Here is an 18,551-nt window from a genome sequence, read left to right as displayed (position 1 = left end):
TTCAGAGTGGCGGAAACACGACCGACATGCCAGGGCGCAAGCCATCGACCTTGATGGCGGGGCGCAAGCGGATTTCAAACGTGCGCAAATCCGTGCCGCCCGGACGCGCAGCGCGCCAGGTGGCAAAATCGGGCATCACGGCCACCGAACTGACCTTGAAACTCAGTTGCTGTTTTAAAGCCGGCACATTGGCCGTGTGCGTGCTGCCCATGGTAAATGCGCCCATTTCATCTTCGCGCACTTGCAGCACGGCCCAGGCGTCATCGAGATTGACCAGGGTAATCACGGGGAAACCTTGCGGCGCCAGTTCGCCGGGCTGTATCTGGATCTTGCTGACCTGGCCGGTGACGGGCGCGGCTATCCTGGTTTCCGACAAGGCGATCTGCGCTTCCGTCAGCACGGCGCCCACCTGGCGCGCCTGGGCGGCAGCGGCCGTCTTGTCTTCCGGACGGGCGCCCCTGCTGGCCATATCGTACTGGGCGCGGGCCGCCTGCGCCAATTGATCGGCGGCCTGCCATTGCGCCTGCGCCTCGTCGCGCTTCTGGCGCGCAATCACGCCCTCGATAAACATATTATTGACGCGCTCATAGGTAGTCTTGGCAATGACCGCCCCCGTCTGCGCGCGTTCCCAATTGGCTTTCGCGGCGCGGATTTCCTCGGGGCGGGCGCCCGCTTGCGCCTTTTGGGCCACCGCGTCGGCCGCCTGCGTGGCGGCCGTGGCCTGGACGATCTTGGCATCGACTTCAGGGCTGGTCAGCTGGAACAGCAACTCCCCTTTCGGCACCGTCTGGCCTAATTTGACGTACAGCTCGCCCACCCGGCCAGGTACTTTTGACGAGACATTGACTTCCTGCGCATCCATCTGGCCCTGCAAGGGCAGGCGCTGCGGCTGGAAAGCCTGGTACAAGCCCCAGCCCACGAAGCCCAGCACAATCACGCCTGCCAGCAGGACCAACGGTTTTTTGGAAGAAATACTCATGGCGTGGTGTCCAGTGGTAATTGAATATCGGCCGCTGCCGCCAGGCTGCCCAGGCGCTGCGTCTCGCCCGTGGCTTCCAGCAATTGCGCCAGGCCCATCACATAGTTATAAGCCGTTTGCGCGCGCTGGGTCTCAATCTTGGCCAGGTTCAGGCGCGCATCGATCACTTCCAGCGACGTCACTTGCCCCTGCTTGAAGGCTACTGTTTGCAAACGGATATTTTCACGCGCCAGTTCCACCGACGAAGCGGTAGATAAAAACTGGATACGGGCATTTTCCAGCGCGCGCCAATTCTTTTCGATCAGGGTGGGAATATCGCGCTCGGCCTGGCGCGCCGTCACTTCCACCCTTTCCTGGTCCAGTTTGGCGGCGGAAATCATCTTGCTGGTGTTGATGCGATGCACCAACGGCACGGCCACCACCACGCCGATGGCCCAGTTCGAGCGCACCAGTTTTTCGCTGCCCCGGTTCAGGTTGTAGTTACCGACGGCAAACACGCTGGGACTGAATTCCTTGCCCTGCAGGCGCAAGGCCTGTTCCGTCTGGTAACGCTTGCTATCGATCTTTTTCCAGGCCGCATTCTCGCGCATGCCCGTGCTGATAAACGATTGCAAGCTGCCTACCGGCAAGCTGTTGACGAACAGGGGCGTGCCGGGAAGCACTTGCCCGCGCGCATCGAGCAGGCGGTCGAGCGCCACCTGGGCCACTTCTGCATCGCTGCGGGCCTGGGCTTCCTCGCTGCGGGCGCTGTCGAGCGCCACGTCGGCGCGCAAGCGTTCGGCGCGCGAAATCAGCCCGCCCTTTTCCAGCTTGGCCGCGTCGCGCTGGTGCTCCGTCACGCCGGCCGTCACTTCGGCCCGCACCGCCACCACTCTTTTCGCCAGCAACAGCTGGAAATAGCGCTGCGCCACCAGCGTGGCCAGCTTTTCTTCCGCTTCGATGCGCTCGGCCTCCGCTTCCCTGGTCATGCCGGACGCCAGGCCCTTGACGGCGTCGAGCCGCCCGCCCGTGTAGACAGGCCACATGCCGATCAGGCCGAACGAACTCAGATTGGTGACCACGTCGCGGTTCAGGGAATTGGGAATGTCCGGTATCGGCAAGCCCGGCAGCGCTGCCTCGACACCGCCTGCGATGCCAGACAAGCGGCTGGTATCGATATTCAAGTCGGTCGACAGGCGGCCGCGAAACGCCGTCAAGTCCACCGACGGGCCATCGATATTCGACAGCGCTTCCGCTTTCAGGGTCTTGGCGCGCACATCGAGTACGGCCCCCTGCACCTGGCCTGAAGCGGACGCCGCCTGTTGCAGCGCTTCATTGAACGTCAGCGGCATGCCGGCCTGGGTCTGCGCTTGCGCGGCGGCAGGCAACACTAGAGTCAGCAGCAATATGATTGCGCGTGGCGCTACATCCATGGGGTGTCCTGTCTAAACATGAGGGGAAAGCACGGCAGGCTTGTTTGTACTTTCGCAATGGCAATTATAGCCACGGATAGTGCAGGCGGCCTGCACTGTTGGAATGCGGAAACACCCAGCCTGACTGCCGCATACCTGAAGAAAAATTCTTTTAGGCAATTGTTTCCTGTGATATTAAAATCACCAGTGCACTACTCACGCCGGGCGCAGACCAGGCTTACCTGGCAAAACGCCATCGCCATTCCACCACCATAGGGTAATGATCATGCAAAAACTCGCACCACATCCTGGCCTGCCCCGCGCAGCCGTCTTGCTTGCCATCCTGGCACTAAGCGCTTGCGGCGGCGGAGGGCAGCCCGGCGGCGATGCCGGCAATGTCTTGATTTCAAATAGCAGCGCGAGCCAGCCTGGGGCAAACGCCGCTGCGGCGGACGGCTTGAGCGCGCCGGCAAAAAAAGAAATCGCCATGCAACTGGTGTCGAGTTCGGAAAATTCCTCGCTGGACTGGAAGGCGCAATATGCCTACATCGAGGACATCGGCGATGGTCGTGGCTACACGGGCGGCATCATCGGCTTTACTTCCGGCACCAGCGACATGCTGGAACTGGTCACGGCCTATGACAAGAGCAAACCCGGCAACCTGCTCAGCCCTTACTTGCCGGCCTTGCGCAAAGTCAATGGCAGCGCTTCGCATGCGGGTCTCGACCCGAATTTCGTCACGGATTGGCAAAAGGCGGCCAAAGACCCCGTGTTCCAGCAAAGCCAGGACACCGTGCGCGACAATGAGTATTTCAATCCGGCCGTCAGCCTGGCCAAGCAGGATGGCTTGCGCACCCTGGGCCAATTCATTTATTACGACGCGATCGTCATGCATGGCCCCGGCACGGATGCGCAACGCAACAGTTTCCAGGGCATCCGCGCCCAGGCCCAGCTGCGCGCCTTGCCGCCATCGAGGGGCGGCAATGAAACGGCCTACCTGAACGCCTTCCTCGATGTGCGGCGCGCACTGATGCAAAGCGAGCCTGACCATGCGGGCAATCTCGACCGCCTCGACACGCAGCAACGGCTGTTCCTGCAAAACGGCAACCTGGACTTGAATACGCCGCTGAACTGGAAAGTCAACGGCGATTCCTACCAGATCAAGTAAATCGGCCAGGCCGGCGTCAGCCTTTCTTGCCGCCGGCCTTGACCGCTTTGCCCTTCACCGGCTTGGCGGGCACTTTCGTGGCAGCCTTGCCGCCCTTCTCTTTCTCGAACAGCGCAAAAAATTCCGACGCCATGCCACGGATGGCGCGGCCGATATTGGCGTAATCGTATTCGTTCAGGTTGGCCAGCGAGACCCGTCCTGAAGGATGCGTGGTGCCGAAACCCTTGCCCGGCAACAGGATCACGCCCGTTTCTTCGGCCAGGCGGAACAGCGCCTCGTTCGGTTTCAGCTTTTTCAGCAGCCACTGCGAAAATTCCACGCCATGCATTTGCGCAGACAGCGATTCCATGTCCAGCAAATGGTAGTAGCGCACGGAATTGGCGTCGTGCACCATCGGCAAGCCCAGTTCGCGGTACAGCGCTTCCTTGCGGCGCAGCACGATGCGCTGCATGGACTGCTTGTACTTCTGCTCTTCATCCATCAGTGAAAACAAGGAGAACAAGGTCATCTGCGCCTGCACGGGCGTGGACAGGCCGGCCGTGTGGTTGAGCGCCACGGTGCGGCTGTCCGCCACCAGGCGGTCGATGAATTTCAGTTTGCGCGGCTCGGTGGTGATCGAATGGTAGCGCGCATCGAGCTGCTTGCGCACGGTTTCCGGCAGCCTGGCAATCTTCTCGTCGAGCACGTTGGTTTCGTGCGTGGCGACCACCCCCATGCGCCAGCCGGTGGCGCCGAAATATTTCGAGAACGAGTACACGAGAATCGTGTTGTACGGGCACATGGCAAACAGCGACACGAAATTGTCGGCAAAGGTGCCGTACACGTCATCGGTCAGGATGATCAGGTCCGGGCGTTTTTTGATAATGCCGGCGATGTATTCCAGCGTCTCGTCGTCGATCTTGACGGATGGCGGGTTGCTGGGATTGACCAGGAAGAAAGCCTTGACCTTCGGGTCCAGCAGCTTGTCCAGCTCTTTCTTCGTGAATTGCCAATTATTCGATTGCGGTGCATCAATGTGCACCGTGTTGAGCTTGTAGTCATTCAGTTGCGGGATCTCGATATACGGCGTAAAGATGGGCATGCCCAGCGCAATCGTGTCGCCCTCCTGGATGATATGGTTCGATTTCAGGCTGGAAAACAGATACGTCATGGCCGCCGTGCCCCCTTCGACGGCATACATGTCGAAGTGCCCCACGAAAGGATGGGTGCCCACCATTTCACGGTGGATATATTGGCCGACGATTTTCTCGGACAGGCGCAGCATGCGGTCCGGCACGGGATAGTTACATCCCAGAATCGCCTCGCACATTTCATAAATAAAATCGCCCGCGTCCAGGCCCAGCTGGTCGCGCACATACGACACGGCCGCTTCGATGAAATGCACGCCCGGCGTGGCGGCATGCTGGCGCACGAAAATTTCAAAGCGCGCCTCGATGCCGTCGCGCGTGGGGAAGCCGCCCACGTCGTCCATGTAGACGTAGGAGCGTTCCGCCTCCGTCATGGCGAACTGGCCGAACTGGAAAAAGCCGTGGCGTGGCGTGGTCGCCAGGAAATTCGGATTGCCGCGTCCCGCATTGAGCATCAGCCGGTTGCTTTGCTGGGCCGTCTGGATCAGCGCATCTTTCAATTCAAATGGGCTCAACAGGGCGAGTTTGGCTGGGTTACTGAAATCCATGTAAACAACTCCTTATCAACAGCGTTGGTAAAGGCCCCCAGCGAGGGGCCAGGCAGGGCAATTCAGACGAAGGCCACGACGAGCGGGCCCAGCAAGGTCAGGAAAACATTCGCCAGCGCATAGGTAATGGCAAACGGTACGGTGGGTATCGAGTTTTGCGCCGCATTCAGCACTTCGCCAAACGCGGGATTGGCGCTGCGCGAACCGGACAAGGCGCCCGCCAGGATGGCCACATTGTCGTAGCGCAAAATGTAGCGGCCGATCAGCATGGTCAACAGCATCGGCACGATGGTCACCACCACGCCCACGCCAAACAGGGTCAGGCCATGTTCGCGCACGGTTTGCACCGCTTGCAGGCCGGACGTGAGTCCCACCACGGCGACAAAGCCGGCCAGGCCCAGGTCTTTCAATATCTGCACGGCGCCATTCGGCATCCAGCCAAAGCTCTGGCGCTTGGCGCGAAACCAGCCAAAGACCAGGCCAGACAGCAGCACGCCGCCGCCACTGCCCAGTGTCAGCGGTATCGAACCGATACGCGCCACCAGCAGTCCCAGCAGCAAGCCGACCACCAGGCCCGCGCCCATGTAGACGAAGTCGGTCTTGGCGCTGGGCACGATCATGTAGCCCACTTCAGCCGCCACCCGCTTGACATCCTGCTCGGCGCCATAAATGGTGACCACGTCACCCGTCTGCACCACGGTGTCCGGCTGCAGCGGCAACACCTTGCCCATGCGGCTCAGTTGCACCACAAAAATGCCGTGCCGCACGCCCGGCGCCGTGCCGTTGCGGATTTCGCCCACCGTCTTGTTGTGATACGCCTTGTTGGTCAGCACCATCTCGCGGCGCTGCATCACCAGCTCCATGCCGTCCTCGGCATGTACTTCCTTGCCCAGTTGCGAAGACACGCTGAGCATGGCTTCGCGGCGGCCCACCAGCAGCACGATATCGTCGGCCGCCAGCAGCAGGTCGGGACTGACGTCGATAATCTGGCCATTACGCTTGACACGCTCGATGGTGATGGCAATCGAAGGATTGGCGCTTTCAATCTCGCTCACCGTGCGGCCAGCGCCCGTGCCGACCTGGTAAATGCGGCCGATCAGGTCGGGCGCGGCCGGCGTCTGGCCCGGCCCCAGCACTTGCACGCCCGCCTGCAGCGCCGTTTCCGCCTTGATCGCATCTTCGCGGATGCTGCGCCCCATCAGCTTGGGCAGGATATTCATGCACACGATGATGGCGCCGAACGAGCCGAACACATAGGTGACGGCATAACCGACGGCCACGTTGCCTTGCAGGCGCGCCACTTCATCGGCCGCCAGGCCCAGCTTGGCGATCGCGTCGCCAGCCGTGCCGATGATGGCCGACTGCGTCAGGCCGCCCGCCGCCACGCCGGCCGCCAAGCCCTTGTCGAGGCCGAACAGGCGTGCCATGATGACCACCGTCAACAGCGCCGTCACCGCCAGCACCACCGCCAGGATGATTTCGCGCACCGACTGGCGCCCCAGCGAGTTGAAGAATTGCGGCCCGCTTTCATAACCGACCGCATAAATGAACAAGGCAAACAGCACCGACTTCACGCCAGGGTCGATTTCCACGCCCACCTGGCTGACCAGCACGGCCACCAGCAAGGAACCGGCCACGCCACCCAGCTGGAACTTGCCAAACTGAATCTTGCCGATGTAATAGCCCACCGCCAGCGACAGGAACAAGGCAATTTCAGGCGACTTTTTAAAAAGCTCGTGCAACCAATCCATACTGACCGCCTTTCATCTTAAAAAAATCTTACAGTGACGCCCTTTGCACGGATCCGGCCAGCGCCACGATCAGGGGCCCCATCAGGGGCAGCACCACATTCGATATCGCATAGGTAATCGTGTAGCCCAGCAAGGGCGTGGAATTGCCGGCCGCGTTTTGCACGGCGGACAGCGCCGGCGTGCTGCATTGCTGGCCGGCGATGGCGCCCAGCAAGATCGGCGCTTCCAGCTTCAGCAAGAAGTGCCCTACTAATAAAGAGATCGAGGCGGGGATCACGGCGATCAGCACGCCCATCAGCGGCAGCGACACGCCGTACTGGCGTATCAGGTCGATTGCCTGCGGCCCCGACGCCAGCCCCACGCAGGCGATAAAGGTGGCCAGGCCGATATCCTTGAGCATGTCGAGCGCATTCGGATGGATGCCGGGCAGTCCCGGTTTTTTCGACTGGTACCAGCCAAATACCAGGCCCGTCAGCAAGGCGCCGCCGCCCGTGCCCAGCGAAAACGGTATGCCGCCCAGCTTTGCCGCAAAGGTGCCGAGATACACGCCCAGCACGATGCCGATGCTGGCATACACGATATTGCTGCGGTCGCCCGTGGGCACGCGCTTGCCGATGGCGGCAATCGCCGTATTGAGTTCCTGGCCTTCGTTGGCGCCGTACAGGCGCAGCACGTCATTGTGCTGCAAGGACAGATCCGGCAAGGGCGGCATGCTGTGTTCGCCGCGCACCACGGCTGCCACGTGCACGCCATGCGGCAAGGCCAGCTGGCGCAAGGGCTGGCCTACCAGGGATGCTTGCTGCAGCACCACTTCAATGGCGGACACGGCCATGTTCACATTTTGCGTGTCGGCAAATTCCTGGCCCAGTATGGCCTCGGCCGCCACCAGCGCGGGCCGGTGGCCGATCACCAGTACTTCATCGTTATTGCGCAAGCGCAGTTCCGGGCTCAGAGGCAAGACTTTGCCATGCCGGCGCACGCGCGTGATGCTGGCGCGGCCAGCGAAGATATGTTGCAGGGAATCGAGACGCCGCCCTGCCCCCGTGCTGATGCGGTAGGCGCGGCCGACCATTTCCGGGGTGGCCGACAAGGCGTCGGCATCGGCGTCGGCGCCGCCCATCTGCGCCCACAATTTGTCCGCTTCTTCGCGCAGGTTGATACGCAACAGCAAGGGAAAAATCTGGCTGGTGACGATCACGATGGCGATCAGGCCAAAGATATAGGTGATGGAATACGCCGTCACCACATTCGCCTGCAGGGTGTGGATGCGTTCGGGCGACAGCGCCAGCTTGGAAATGGCGTCTGTGGCCGTGCCGACGACGGCCGACTCGGTGGCCGCCCCCGCCATCATGCCGGCCGCCGTGCCCTGGTCCAGCCCCAGGAAATAAGTCGCCAGCAACACCAGCGCCAGTACGGCCACCACTTCGATCAGGCACAAAATACCCAGGCGCAAACCCTTGGCATTCAGGTTGGCAAAAAACTGGGGCCCGCCCGCGTAGCCGAGGGCAAAGATGAACAGCATGAAAAACACGTTCTTGACACTGGCGTCCAGGGTCACGCCCAGCTGGCCGATCAGCAGCGCCGCAATCAGCGTACCGCACACGCCGCCGAGCTGGATGGGACCAAACCGTATCTGGCCGACCGCGTAGCCCAGGCCCAGGGCCAGGAACAAGGCCAGTTCCGGCACCTGATGCAATACCGCCGCGATCATATCAAGCATACGCACCTTTTAGACAAGGGTAAGCAGGAGGCAAAATAACGGGAAAAGCGGAAATACAGGGGAAATAGCGTCGGCTCGCCGGCAATACAGAACATGCAATACCACTGGTGAGAGAGTATTGATGTAGAAGCATGTTCGATCAAAATTTTCCGTGTGTCAACAGCTGTTCTGTTGAACTCGCCTTGAGTTTGATCAAGGTTTGCACATGACTTTATTTCGAAGATTTGACACAGATCAATCGTGTCTACAGGCCGGCTAAAAGTGGGCGGGATGGAACCACAATTCTTTTCGGTGCAGCGGCGTTTCCGGCGGCAGCCCGGCATTGTGCAGTTCCAGCACGCGGCGCTGGTCCAGGCGCAGGCGCTGGATGACCTTGCCGAAATGCTGGAGGAACAGTTGCCGGAAACTGCCATCGGCCAGCGCCTTTTCCAGCCCCGTTTCCAGGTCGCGCGCCAGTTCCGGGCGCTGCTTGCTGACAAAAAAATACATGGCCGAGGGATAGCGCATCACCAGGTAGGGATCGATCGCCAGCGGCAAGTGGGCATGGCTGGCCAGTTCCTGTTCCGCCTCGATCACGGAGCGGGGGAAATAATCGATGCGCCCGATGGCCAGTTGCTGGAACAGGCCTTCATAATTGCTCGACGCCTCCACCCGCAAGCCATTGTCCTGCAAGATGGCCGTGTCGGGCCAGTCGCGCATCTGCCCCGCCGACAGCGTCCGCAGGTCGGCCAGGGTGCGCGCATGGCGCAGCAGTTGCGGCTGCGCGGCGCCCACCAGCGCCACCCGCCAGCCCAGCAAGCCCCGGTCGAGGGGAATGCGCACCGGCAGCAATTGCGCCTCGCGTGCGCGGCTGGTCATGGTCCAGACGATATCGGCACTGCCCGTGCCCAGTTCAATTTCCAGCATGGCGCGCGTTTGCACCATGCGCTGGCCGGAGCCGCGCAAGGCATAGACCTTGCCCGAACGCTGCAAAGCCAGGCGCAGCAAGGCCAGCACATACTCCAGATGGGGATCATCTTCACCCTGATGGCGTGGATAGATCAGCGTGCTGGCACGCTCCGCAGAGACGGCTGGCATGCGCGACCCGGCGCCTGCCAGCATGGGCCAGGTGCAGCACAACGCAAGGAAGGGACGGCGCAGCATCAGACGGTTTCCGGTTACGGCTTGGTTGAATTATCAGAAAGACAGTATCTCGCAGCCAACTCAACTTGTCGAATGGAATGTAAACATCCGCGCCACGCTCACCGTCCCCGCTTTACACACGCGACGAACAGTCCGAATGGATCTGGATCAAGAAAGCATGAAATAGCAAAAAAATACCGTGTGCGGCTAGACGGCATGCCCCAGCCTCGCCTACACTGCTTTTTTACATAAAAAGCAAGGAGAAACGATGCAAACAGCACGACTGAGTATTACCGGCATGGATCACGAAGGCTGCGCCGACACCCTGACGGGTCTCCTGGAAGCTATCGATGGCGTACGCACCGTGCGCGTCTCGCTGGCGCACAACGACGCCACCGTGCAATACGACGAACATCTGGCCACGCAAGAACACTTGTTGTCGGCCGTCAATGACGCAGGTTTTATTGGCGAAGTGCAACTCGAAGCGGCCGTCTGAGTCCCTGCATGACAGGATGGGGGACAACTGATGCGGCCATGCGCGTGAGCCATCCACTGTAAAATGCGCCACCGCCATTGCCAGACACCCGCACCGCCATGACCCGCACACCGCTGTTGATTTTCCTGCTGACACTTTTCCTCACCACCCTGCAAGTGCAGTGGGCCAGCCCCGCCGATGGCGCCGGCTACGATGCGGGCACGCTCGGCGTACTGTCGCCGGAAGTGCTGGGGGCTTATCCAGGCGTATTGCTGCTATTCCTGCTGGCCGTCTTCGCGCGCCGGCAAATGCCGCTGGTGCGCCAGGCTGCGATCGGCACGGGCTTGCTGGCCATCTACTGGCTGCTGGCGAACTACGTCACGTTTGACGCGCGCGTGGCCAGCTGGAGCACCTATACCGCGCTGGAAATCTGGGCCCAGGTGCTGCCCGCTTCCCTGTTCAGCATCGCCGTGTGCGGCCTGGCCCATTTCAGTGCCAGCTGGCTGATCTTGCGCCAGGCGCGCGGCAAGAAAAATCACTGAATCTCACCATGTATCCCGGTTTTTACATACTGTCATGGCGACGGCGGGCGCAGCACTGCCAATTCAGCAAAAAAATTATTCAAAAGCCATATAAATCCCCTGTTTCGCAACGTGAATCCCTGCAGACCAGCCCCCGCTTGCTGTAAGGTATAGCTTGCGCTGGAGACACGCGACGATACCGTTCGCCACACCCGGCGCAGGCAACCCGATTCCTTTTAGCGACACCAACAAGCATCACCCATGAACGATTCCACCCCAGCCAGCCCAGCTTCTTCCTCGCCCACCCACGCGGACATCCTGTACGGTCCGCCGCGCCCCGATCTGCTGCGCGACGAAGTGCTGGCCGATCTGCTGGAGGCGACGGCCCGTCGCTGCCCCGAACACATCGCCCTGATCGACGGCGAACGCCGCCTCACTTACGCCGAACTCGATGCGCAGGCGGGACTGGCAGCAAGCCGCCTGGTCGCCGCCGGCGTGCGGCCCGGCGATATCGTGGGCCTGTGGCTGCCGCGCGGCGCAAATTTGCTCTTGATGCAAGCGGCCATCGCCAAGGCGGGCGCCGCCTGGCTGCCCGTCGATGAAGACACGCCCGTCGAACGGCTGCAAGTGTGCCTCGACGACGCCAACGGCGCTGGCGTGGTCAGCTGCGCCGCATTCGCCTCGCGCCTGGCCGATGCCGGCATCGAACGCCCGGTGTGGACGGCGGAACAGCTGCTGGCGCCGGCCGCGCCGGGCGAAACGCTGCCTGCACGCGGCGAGGTGCGCGGCGAGCATCCGGCGTATGTCATTTATACCTCCGGTTCCACCGGCAAGCCGAAAGGCATCCTGATCAACCAGCGCAGCATCTGCCATTTCCTGCGCAGCGAAAACGCGGTGCTGGAAATACGCCAGGACGACACCGTCTACCAGGGTTTTTCCGTCGCCTTCGACATGTCGTTCGAGGAAATCTGGATCGCCTACCTGGTGGGCGCCACCCTGTGGCTGGGGCCGAAGGAAATCTCGGGCGACCCGGAAGCGCTGCCGCGCGCGCTGGCCGCCAACCAGGTCACCGTGCTGCACGCCGTGCCGACCCTGCTGGCGCTGTTCGCCGAAGACGTGCCAGGCCTGCGCCTGATCAACCTGGGCGGCGAGATGTGCCCAGAGTCCCTGGTCGAGCGCTGGTCGCGCCCGGGCCGGAGCATGTTCAATACCTATGGCCCCACGGAGGCGACCGTGTCGTGCAGCCTGGCGCGCTTGCAGCCGGGGCAGCCCGTCACCATCGGCACGCCGCTGCCCAATTATGGCTTGCTGGTGATAGCCGTCACCGAACCCGGTGAAGTGCGCCCCTTGAGCCTGCTTGCGCGTGGTGAAACGGGCGAACTATGCATCATCGGCCCCGGCCTGGCCGAAGGCTACCTGGGCCGCCCCGACCTGACGCTGGAAAAATTCCTGCCCAATCCCTGGAGCACGGGCCTCGATGACGCGCGCCTGTACCGCACCGGCGACCTGGCCCGCATCGATGCCGACGGCCAGGTACTGTGCCTGGGCCGCGCCGACGACCAGGTCAAGATCCGCGGTTTCCGCGTGGAGCTGGGCGAGATCGAAGCCGTGCTGGCGCAGCAGCCGGGCGTGGGCACGGTGGCCGTCCTGCTGCGCAAGGATGACGGCATCGACCAGCTGGTGGCGTATATCGTCGGCAGCGACGAGGCAACAGACGACGCCTTGACAGCGAAAACCCTGCGAAGCGCGCTGAACCTGCATCTGCCGCCGTACATGGTGCCGGGCCGCTTTGAACTGCTGCCGCTGATGCCGCGCCTGACGTCCGGCAAGATCGACAGGAAGGCGTTAAAGGCCATGCCGCTGTCGGCCCCGCCGGCCGGCGAGGCGGGTGAATCGGATTTGCCGGAAACACCGGCCGAAGCCGCCCTGTTTGCGGCGCTGGCGCAGCTATTCCCGGGCCAGCCGATCCTGCGCCATGCCGATTTCTTTACGGACCTGGGCGGCCACTCCTTCCTGGCCGCGCGGCTGGCGTCCAGCCTGCGCGCCAACCCTGCCTATGCGCACGTGACGGTGCGCGATATTTATCACAACCGCCAGATCGGCAAGATCGCCGCCGTACTCGGTGAAGCGCCCGCCATGGCCACGCCGGAAGCGGACTGGACGCCGCCATCGAATACCCGGCGCTGGATTTGCGGCGCTGCGCAGGCAGCCGCCGTGCCGCTGCTGGTCACCCTGCGCATGGCGCAGTGGATGGCGCCCTTCTTCACCTATCACTTCTTCACGGGCGACCCTGGCGACACGGTGGCGCGCGCCATCGCCGCCTCGATCGGCGTGTTCCTGCTGGCCACCCTGGCCGAATTTGCCATCGCCATCGGCGGCAAATGGCTGATCGCCGGCCGCCTGAAGCCAGGCAGCTATCCCTTGTGGGGCCTGACCTACTACCGCTGGTGGCTGGCCGACCGCCTGGTCGAATCGGCGCCCGCCTACCTGCTGAGCGGCTCCTCGCTCAATAGCTGGTGGTTGCGCGCACTGGGCGCCAAGGTGGGCAAGGAAGTGGTGATCGGTTCGATGACCCTGCGCGCGCACGACTTGCTGGAAATCGGCGACAACGTCAGCGTGGGCAACGCCGTCAACTTTGAAAATGCGCGCGTCGAACGGGGCCGTCTGCTGCTGGGGAAAATCGCCATCGGCAACGATGCCAGCATCAGTTCCTACGCCATCATGGAAGGCAATACCAGCATCGGCGCCTACGGCCACCTGGAAGGCCAGTCGGCGCTGGCCGATGGCGCCAGCGTGCCGGACGGCCGCATCTACACCGGTTCGCCCGCGCGCGACGCCGGCGCCTTCGACATCGCCGGCCAGCGGCCGCGCCCGGCCGTCTCGCGGCTGCGCCTGACGGGTGAAGCCGTGTTCTTTTGCTTCGGCATGATCCTGATCGCCGTGCTGTTCTTCATGCCCGTGTTCCCGACATTTGTGCTGATCGACTGGTTCGACGAGCGCGAAATGATGCCGTGGCTGCAGGGCCGCGACGTGACGACGCAGCTGGCGCGCTACTTCCTGCTGTCCTTCCCCGCCAGCGGCGTGCTGATCATCCTCACGGCCCTGCTGTCGGCCGCCATCCGCTGGGGCGCCATGCCGCGCTTGAAACCGGGCAGCTCGCCCGTGCACAGCAATGTGTATTGCGCCAAGTGGCTGGTCAGCCATATCCAGGAATCGAGCCTGAACGTCCTGCACGGCATTTACGCCACCGTCTTCGCGCCATACTGGTACCGCCTGCTGGGCGCCAAGGTCGGCAAGGGCGCCGAGATTTCCACCGCGCTGGGCGTGGTGCCCGACATGCTGACCCTGGGCGACGACACCTTCATCGCCGACGCCGTCATGCTGGGCGACGAACATATCGACGGCGGCTGGATGACCATGCGCGCCACCGTCATTTCGCACCGCAGCTTTGTCGGCAATGGCAGTTATATCCCCGACGGCACGGTGCTGCCCGAACACGTGCTGATCGGCGTGCACACGCTGGCGCCGCGCAATGAGCAAATGAAGAGCGGCGACACCTGGCTCGGTTCGCCGCCGATGCACCTGCCCGCACGCGAACAGGTCAGCGGCTACGCCGAACACCTGACGTTCAAGCCGTCGCCGCTGCGCCGCCTGGGCCGCAGCCTGATCGAAGCGTTCCGCATCATCTCGCCGCACGCGGTAGTGATCGCCGTCGGCTACACCTTGGTGCTCGACATCATGCCGATGGCGGGCGCCGGCCGCTGGGGCGAAGTGGTGGCCGACCTGGCGATTGCCGGCGTCGCTTACGGCATCGGCAATTTCCTTGTCGTCGTGCTGTTCAAATGGCTGCTGATGGGCCGCTACCGCAAGCATGCAGCGCCCATGTGGACGCCGTTCGTGTGGGTTTCGGAAGGCGTGACGAACCTGTATGAAGGCATCGCCGTACCGAACTTCATGCGCTACCTGCGCGGCACGCCATGGCTGCCGCTGGCCTTCCGCCTGCTGGGCTGCAAGATCGGCCGCGGCGTCTACATGGACACCACCGACATCACGGAATTCGATTGCGTGCACATCGGCGACTATAGCGAATTGAACGCGCTGACCTGCCCGCAAACGCATCTGTTCGAAGACCGCGTGATGAAGATCGACCACGTGGAAATCGGCAAGCGCGTCTACATGGGCCCGCGCAGCTCCGTGCTGTACAGCGCCAAGGTGGGCGACAATGCGCGCCTGGGCCCCCTGACCCTGGTGATGAAGGGCGAGCACATCCCCGCCGGCAGCAACTGGGCCGGCTGCCCTGCGGCGCCGCTGCGCAGCTGATGCCGTTCAACACCATCTGGTCGGCAGATGGCGTGCTGGTGATCGCCATCGCCGCCCCGCCTTCCCGCGTGGAAGCGCGTGCCCGCGTGCGGCAAGCCGTGCGCGAGGCAGCGGCGCAGTGGCTGTCGATGGATGTCGATGCGATTTCCGTACAGGCTGTCCCCGGCCAGGCGCCTAATCTGCTGCTGGCTGGCGACACGGTGGGACTGTCGTTCAGCCATGAGGAAGGCCTTTCGCTGGCCGCCATCCACCTGCATGGCAAGATAGGACTCGATCTAATGCGGGTGGCGTCGATTCCCGACTGGGAAATCGTCGCGCGCGATTACCTGGGACCGCAGGTGTCACAGGCATTGGCGGCCTGTTCCGCGATGGCGCGTCCATTGGCCCTGGCGCAGGCGTGGACGGCGCGCGAAGCGTCTCTCAAGTACGCGGGCTTGCCGCTGGCGGAGTGGGACGGCGTGGCCATCGATTGCCGCCTGCAGGCGCTGCCCGTGGCGCTGCCCTACGTCGCCAGCCTGGCCTGTTAATCTTCCCGCCCTTCGTCAGCCCTTCCGATCTGGACGAAAATCAGTTTTGCGATAATACTGACGAACAGTCCCAATATCCCGATCAATTCCAGCATGGTCTTTCCTTTGCAGTGAGAGCGAACGAATCCACTGTAACGTGGACGTCATTGCAAAGCTAATATCAAATAGGGCGGTCAGCGATCTCGAAATGGCATACGAATGATATCCATCAAACAGTTTAAATACTTTGTCGAAGTCGTCGACGCGGGCAGCTATTCGCGGGCGGCGGAAAAACTGTATATCGCCCAGTCCGCGCTGAGCCGGCAAATCAAGGAACTTGAAAACGAAGTGCAGGCGCTGCTGCTGACGCGCGATGCGCGCCATATCGAACTGACGCCAGCCGGCCAGGTCTTTTATGAACGCAGCAAGCGTATTCTGGAGGAGATCGATGAAACGGTGCGCCAGACACGCCACGTGGGCCAGGGCGCGCAAGGCATCATCCGCTTGCTGCATTCCAGTTCCGTGCCCCTGACACCCGCCATCGCTCCCCTGCTCAACCGCCTGCTGGCGCAGTTTCCCGGCGTATCGCTCGATATCTCGAGGGACTCGTCGGAAAACCAGGCGCTCGACATCGAGGAAGGCCGGGCCGACGTGGGCCTGGTGCGCCTGCCCACCTTGCGCAAGCATGCCAACGTCATCGTGCGCGAACTGTACCAGGAAAAGCTGGTGGTGGCCGTGTCGCAGCATTCGCCCCTGGCGGCGCAGGCCAGCACCACCATCGCCGCCCTGCGCAACGAAGCCTTCGTCTCGATTCCGCACAAGGACCGCGGCGGCCTGAGCTACCTGGTGGCGGGCATGTGCCTGGCGCAGGGATTTTTCCCGAAGGCGGCGCGCGCCCTGTCGCGCAAGACCACCCAGCTGCACCTGATCGAAGCGAACCTGGGCATCGCCATCGTCCCCGACAGCATGCGCCTGATCGCGCCGCCCGGCGTGCGTTTCCTCAGCCTGCCCGAAGAAGAATCGCAGTCGACCGTGGCCCTGGTCTCGCCGCGCGCAGCCAGCGGCATGGTGGCGGCCTTCGCCGATGCGTTCGTGCGCGAGATGACGGCCGGCGGCAGTCTGTAACGGACGCGGCTCCGGCCTGTTCCATGCCAGAATAAGGCCAACGCTCACTTCCAGAGGCCTCCATGGCAGACTACAAGAATCCCAGCTTCGTGGCACGCTCCATGCATCCCCGCTTCGACGAACTGACTTCGCCCGGCGAAGCCGTGCCCTACTCGGGCATCTACCGCTGCGACGGCTGCGCGCATGAAATCGTCTCGACGGAAGGCCACGTCATGCCGCCGCAAAACCACCACCAGCACAGCAGCGACCAGGGCCCGATACGCTGGCGCCTGATCGTTTGCCCGCGCTGATTGACAGCATCCGCTCAGCGGCCGATACTTGAGAGACATTCAACGGCCAGTGGAAGTCCCGCATGCCCATGCCCGATTTTGAGCTCCGCAAGGAGTGTCCGCCGCAGCTGTGCGACTGCGCGCGCGACGATCTGCTGCGCGATCCGCAGGCGGACATCGCCATCCTGCGGCTGACGCAGATGGAAGAAAAACGCTTGCTGGCGCATATCGAGGGCATCGCCAGCCATGCGCAGCTAAAAACCTTGCAGCAGCGGCTGCGGCACAACCTGGGGGTGGTCCTGCAAATTGCGCCGGGCAGCAATGAAGTGCGCACCGTGCGCGGCTTTCATATCGAGCTGCTGGAACGGCCTGGCCTGTGCCGCAAGACGCGTGCAACGATACCCGCCGCCGTGCGCCGCTGCCTGGCGACGCATCCGGAAATTGCGTTTGCGATTTTGAATGAAAACGATTTGCTGGGTGGCGCTTAAACCTGAACGGCGCGTATGGCGATAGTCTTGCCCTTGGCCGCCCGCGCCCGCAACTGCCCGCAGCCGCCCTCCACGTCCTGCCCGGCAGAATCGCGCAGCTTGGTCAGCACGCCACGCTCATGCAGGGCGCTAGCAATCGCGCGCGCCTTGTCCCAGCTGGGGCGCTGGAATGGCAGGTCGTCGATGGTGTTATACGGGATCATGTTGAGCACCGCGTACTTGCCCTTCAGGAGCGCGACGATGCCATCCATTTCATCCTCGCCATCGTTGACGCCTTCCATCAAGGTCCATTGATACTGCACCGGGTAGCCGGTCAGGCGCGCATAGCTGTCGCCGAAATCCACCAGTTCCTGCGGACTCAAGCGGGGCGCACGGGGCAGCAGCTGTTCGCGCAGGTCGCGTTTGGTGGTGTGCAAGGACAGGGCCAGTGCCGGCTTGACCCGCCCTTGCGGCAGGCGCTCGAAGGCGCGTGGGTCGCCGACGGTGGAAAACACCAGGTTCTTGTGGCCGATATTGCCTTCCGTGCCCAGCAAGTCGATCGCTTCCATCACATTGTTCAGGTTATGCGCCGGTTCGCCCATGCCCATGAAGACGACTTTTTTCACGGGACGCATGGTCCGCGCCAGCACCACCTGCGCCACGATCTCGCCGCTGGTGACTTGCCGTATCAAGCCGTCGCGGCCCGTCATGCAGAACTGGCAGCCGACAGCGCAGCCGACCTGGCTCGACACGCACAGGCCGTCGCGCGGCAGCAGCACGCTTTCCACCGTCTGGCCATCGTGCAGGCCCACCAGCAGGCGCGCCGAACCATCCGCGCCGGGATGGGTGCTGAGCAGTTTCAGCATGCCTTGTAACTCGGCGTCCAGCGCCGGCAAGGCTTCGCGCACAGGCAGCGGCAAAAAATCTTCGGCGCGGCGCCGGCCCTGGTCATGCGGCTGCGCCTGTATCCAGTCGCGCAGCACGCGCTGTTCGTGCAAAGGCTTGGCGCCCAGCGCGCGCAGGCGCTGGCGGAGGTGATCGATTTGCATGCGGGCGGAAAGC

General features: G+C 62.8%; 15 protein-coding genes. 8 read left to right on the top strand and 7 right to left on the bottom strand.

Annotated elements, in window-relative coordinates:
* Position 1: 1 nt before the first annotated feature.
* Positions 2-979, bottom strand: a complete 978-nt coding sequence (locus ACL9RI_RS05740) for an HlyD family secretion protein (RefSeq protein ID WP_422725610.1) — start codon at positions 977-979, stop codon at positions 2-4.
* Complete coding sequence (locus ACL9RI_RS05735) at positions 976-2,391, bottom strand: TolC family protein (RefSeq protein ID WP_422725609.1); 1,416 nt, start codon at positions 2,389-2,391, stop codon at positions 976-978. Before ACL9RI_RS05735 ends, ACL9RI_RS05740 begins: the two co-directional genes overlap by 4 nt.
* 265 nt (positions 2,392-2,656) lie before the next feature.
* Here ACL9RI_RS05735 and ACL9RI_RS05730 point away from each other — a divergent pair, with 265 nt between their 5' ends.
* Complete coding sequence (locus ACL9RI_RS05730) at positions 2,657-3,538, top strand: chitosanase (protein WP_422725608.1); 882 nt, start codon at positions 2,657-2,659, stop codon at positions 3,536-3,538.
* A gap of 16 nt (positions 3,539-3,554) precedes the next feature.
* Here the strand turns inward: ACL9RI_RS05730 and ACL9RI_RS05725 are convergent, their stop codons facing one another.
* From ACL9RI_RS05725 to ACL9RI_RS05710, 4 genes are all read right to left on the bottom strand, one after another.
* Positions 3,555-5,213: a bifunctional aspartate transaminase/aspartate 4-decarboxylase gene (locus ACL9RI_RS05725; protein WP_422725607.1), complete on the bottom strand. Its 1,659-nt coding sequence runs from the start codon at positions 5,211-5,213 to the stop codon at positions 3,555-3,557.
* A gap of 62 nt (positions 5,214-5,275) precedes the next feature.
* Positions 5,276-6,964 (bottom strand): aspartate-alanine antiporter, encoded by a 1,689-nt coding sequence (gene aspT / locus ACL9RI_RS05720; protein ID WP_422725606.1) that lies wholly within the window; start codon positions 6,962-6,964, stop codon positions 5,276-5,278.
* A gap of 28 nt (positions 6,965-6,992) precedes the next feature.
* Positions 6,993-8,684 carry an aspartate-alanine antiporter gene (aspT, locus tag ACL9RI_RS05715; protein WP_422725605.1) on the bottom strand — a complete coding sequence of 564 codons (1,692 nt, stop codon included), beginning with the start codon at positions 8,682-8,684 and terminating at the stop codon, positions 6,993-6,995.
* Between the two features lie 255 nt (positions 8,685-8,939).
* Positions 8,940-9,827 carry a substrate-binding periplasmic protein gene (locus ACL9RI_RS05710; protein ID WP_422725604.1) on the bottom strand — a complete coding sequence of 296 codons (888 nt, stop codon included), beginning with the start codon at positions 9,825-9,827 and terminating at the stop codon, positions 8,940-8,942.
* 247 nt (positions 9,828-10,074) lie between these two features.
* Here ACL9RI_RS05710 and ACL9RI_RS05705 point away from each other — a divergent pair, with 247 nt between their 5' ends.
* The 7 genes from ACL9RI_RS05705 to ACL9RI_RS05675 all read left to right on the top strand — a co-directional run bounded on the left by ACL9RI_RS05705 (position 10,075) and on the right by ACL9RI_RS05675 (position 17,510).
* Positions 10,075-10,302, top strand: a complete 228-nt coding sequence (locus tag ACL9RI_RS05705; protein ID WP_422725603.1) for a heavy-metal-associated domain-containing protein — start codon at positions 10,075-10,077, stop codon at positions 10,300-10,302.
* Positions 10,303-10,400: 98 nt separating this feature from the next.
* On the top strand, positions 10,401-10,823 hold the full coding sequence (locus ACL9RI_RS05700; RefSeq protein WP_422725602.1) for a hypothetical protein: 423 nt from the start codon (positions 10,401-10,403) through the stop codon (positions 10,821-10,823).
* 240 nt (positions 10,824-11,063) lie between these two features.
* Positions 11,064-15,122 (top strand): Pls/PosA family non-ribosomal peptide synthetase, encoded by a 4,059-nt coding sequence (locus tag ACL9RI_RS05695; RefSeq protein ID WP_422725601.1) that lies wholly within the window; start codon positions 11,064-11,066, stop codon positions 15,120-15,122.
* Positions 15,122-15,649 (top strand): 4'-phosphopantetheinyl transferase family protein, encoded by a 528-nt coding sequence (locus ACL9RI_RS05690; RefSeq protein WP_422725600.1) that lies wholly within the window; start codon positions 15,122-15,124, stop codon positions 15,647-15,649. Before ACL9RI_RS05695 ends, ACL9RI_RS05690 begins: the two co-directional genes overlap by 1 nt.
* A gap of 198 nt (positions 15,650-15,847) precedes the next feature.
* Entirely contained in the window at positions 15,848-16,753 is a 906-nt protein-coding gene (locus ACL9RI_RS05685) for a LysR family transcriptional regulator (RefSeq protein ID WP_422725599.1), read from the top strand.
* Between the two features lie 62 nt (positions 16,754-16,815).
* On the top strand, positions 16,816-17,043 hold the full coding sequence (locus ACL9RI_RS05680) for a protein L (protein ID WP_422725598.1): 228 nt from the start codon (positions 16,816-16,818) through the stop codon (positions 17,041-17,043).
* 62 nt (positions 17,044-17,105) lie between these two features.
* Complete coding sequence (locus ACL9RI_RS05675) at positions 17,106-17,510, top strand: hypothetical protein (protein WP_422725597.1); 405 nt, start codon at positions 17,106-17,108, stop codon at positions 17,508-17,510.
* Here the strand turns inward: ACL9RI_RS05675 and ACL9RI_RS05670 are convergent.
* Positions 17,507-18,538 (bottom strand): RNA methyltransferase, encoded by a 1,032-nt coding sequence (locus tag ACL9RI_RS05670; protein WP_422725596.1) that lies wholly within the window; start codon positions 18,536-18,538, stop codon positions 17,507-17,509. The two genes, ACL9RI_RS05675 and ACL9RI_RS05670, sit on opposite strands and share 4 nt — an antisense overlap.
* Positions 18,539-18,551 lie beyond the last annotated feature (13 nt).

The sequence above is a fragment of the Janthinobacterium sp. Mn2066 genome (genome assembly GCF_049319705.1).
GTDB lineage: Bacteria > Pseudomonadota > Gammaproteobacteria > Burkholderiales > Burkholderiaceae_D > Janthinobacterium.
Note: the sequence above shows the minus strand (reverse complement) of the source record. Positions and strands in the feature narration are given on the sequence as shown.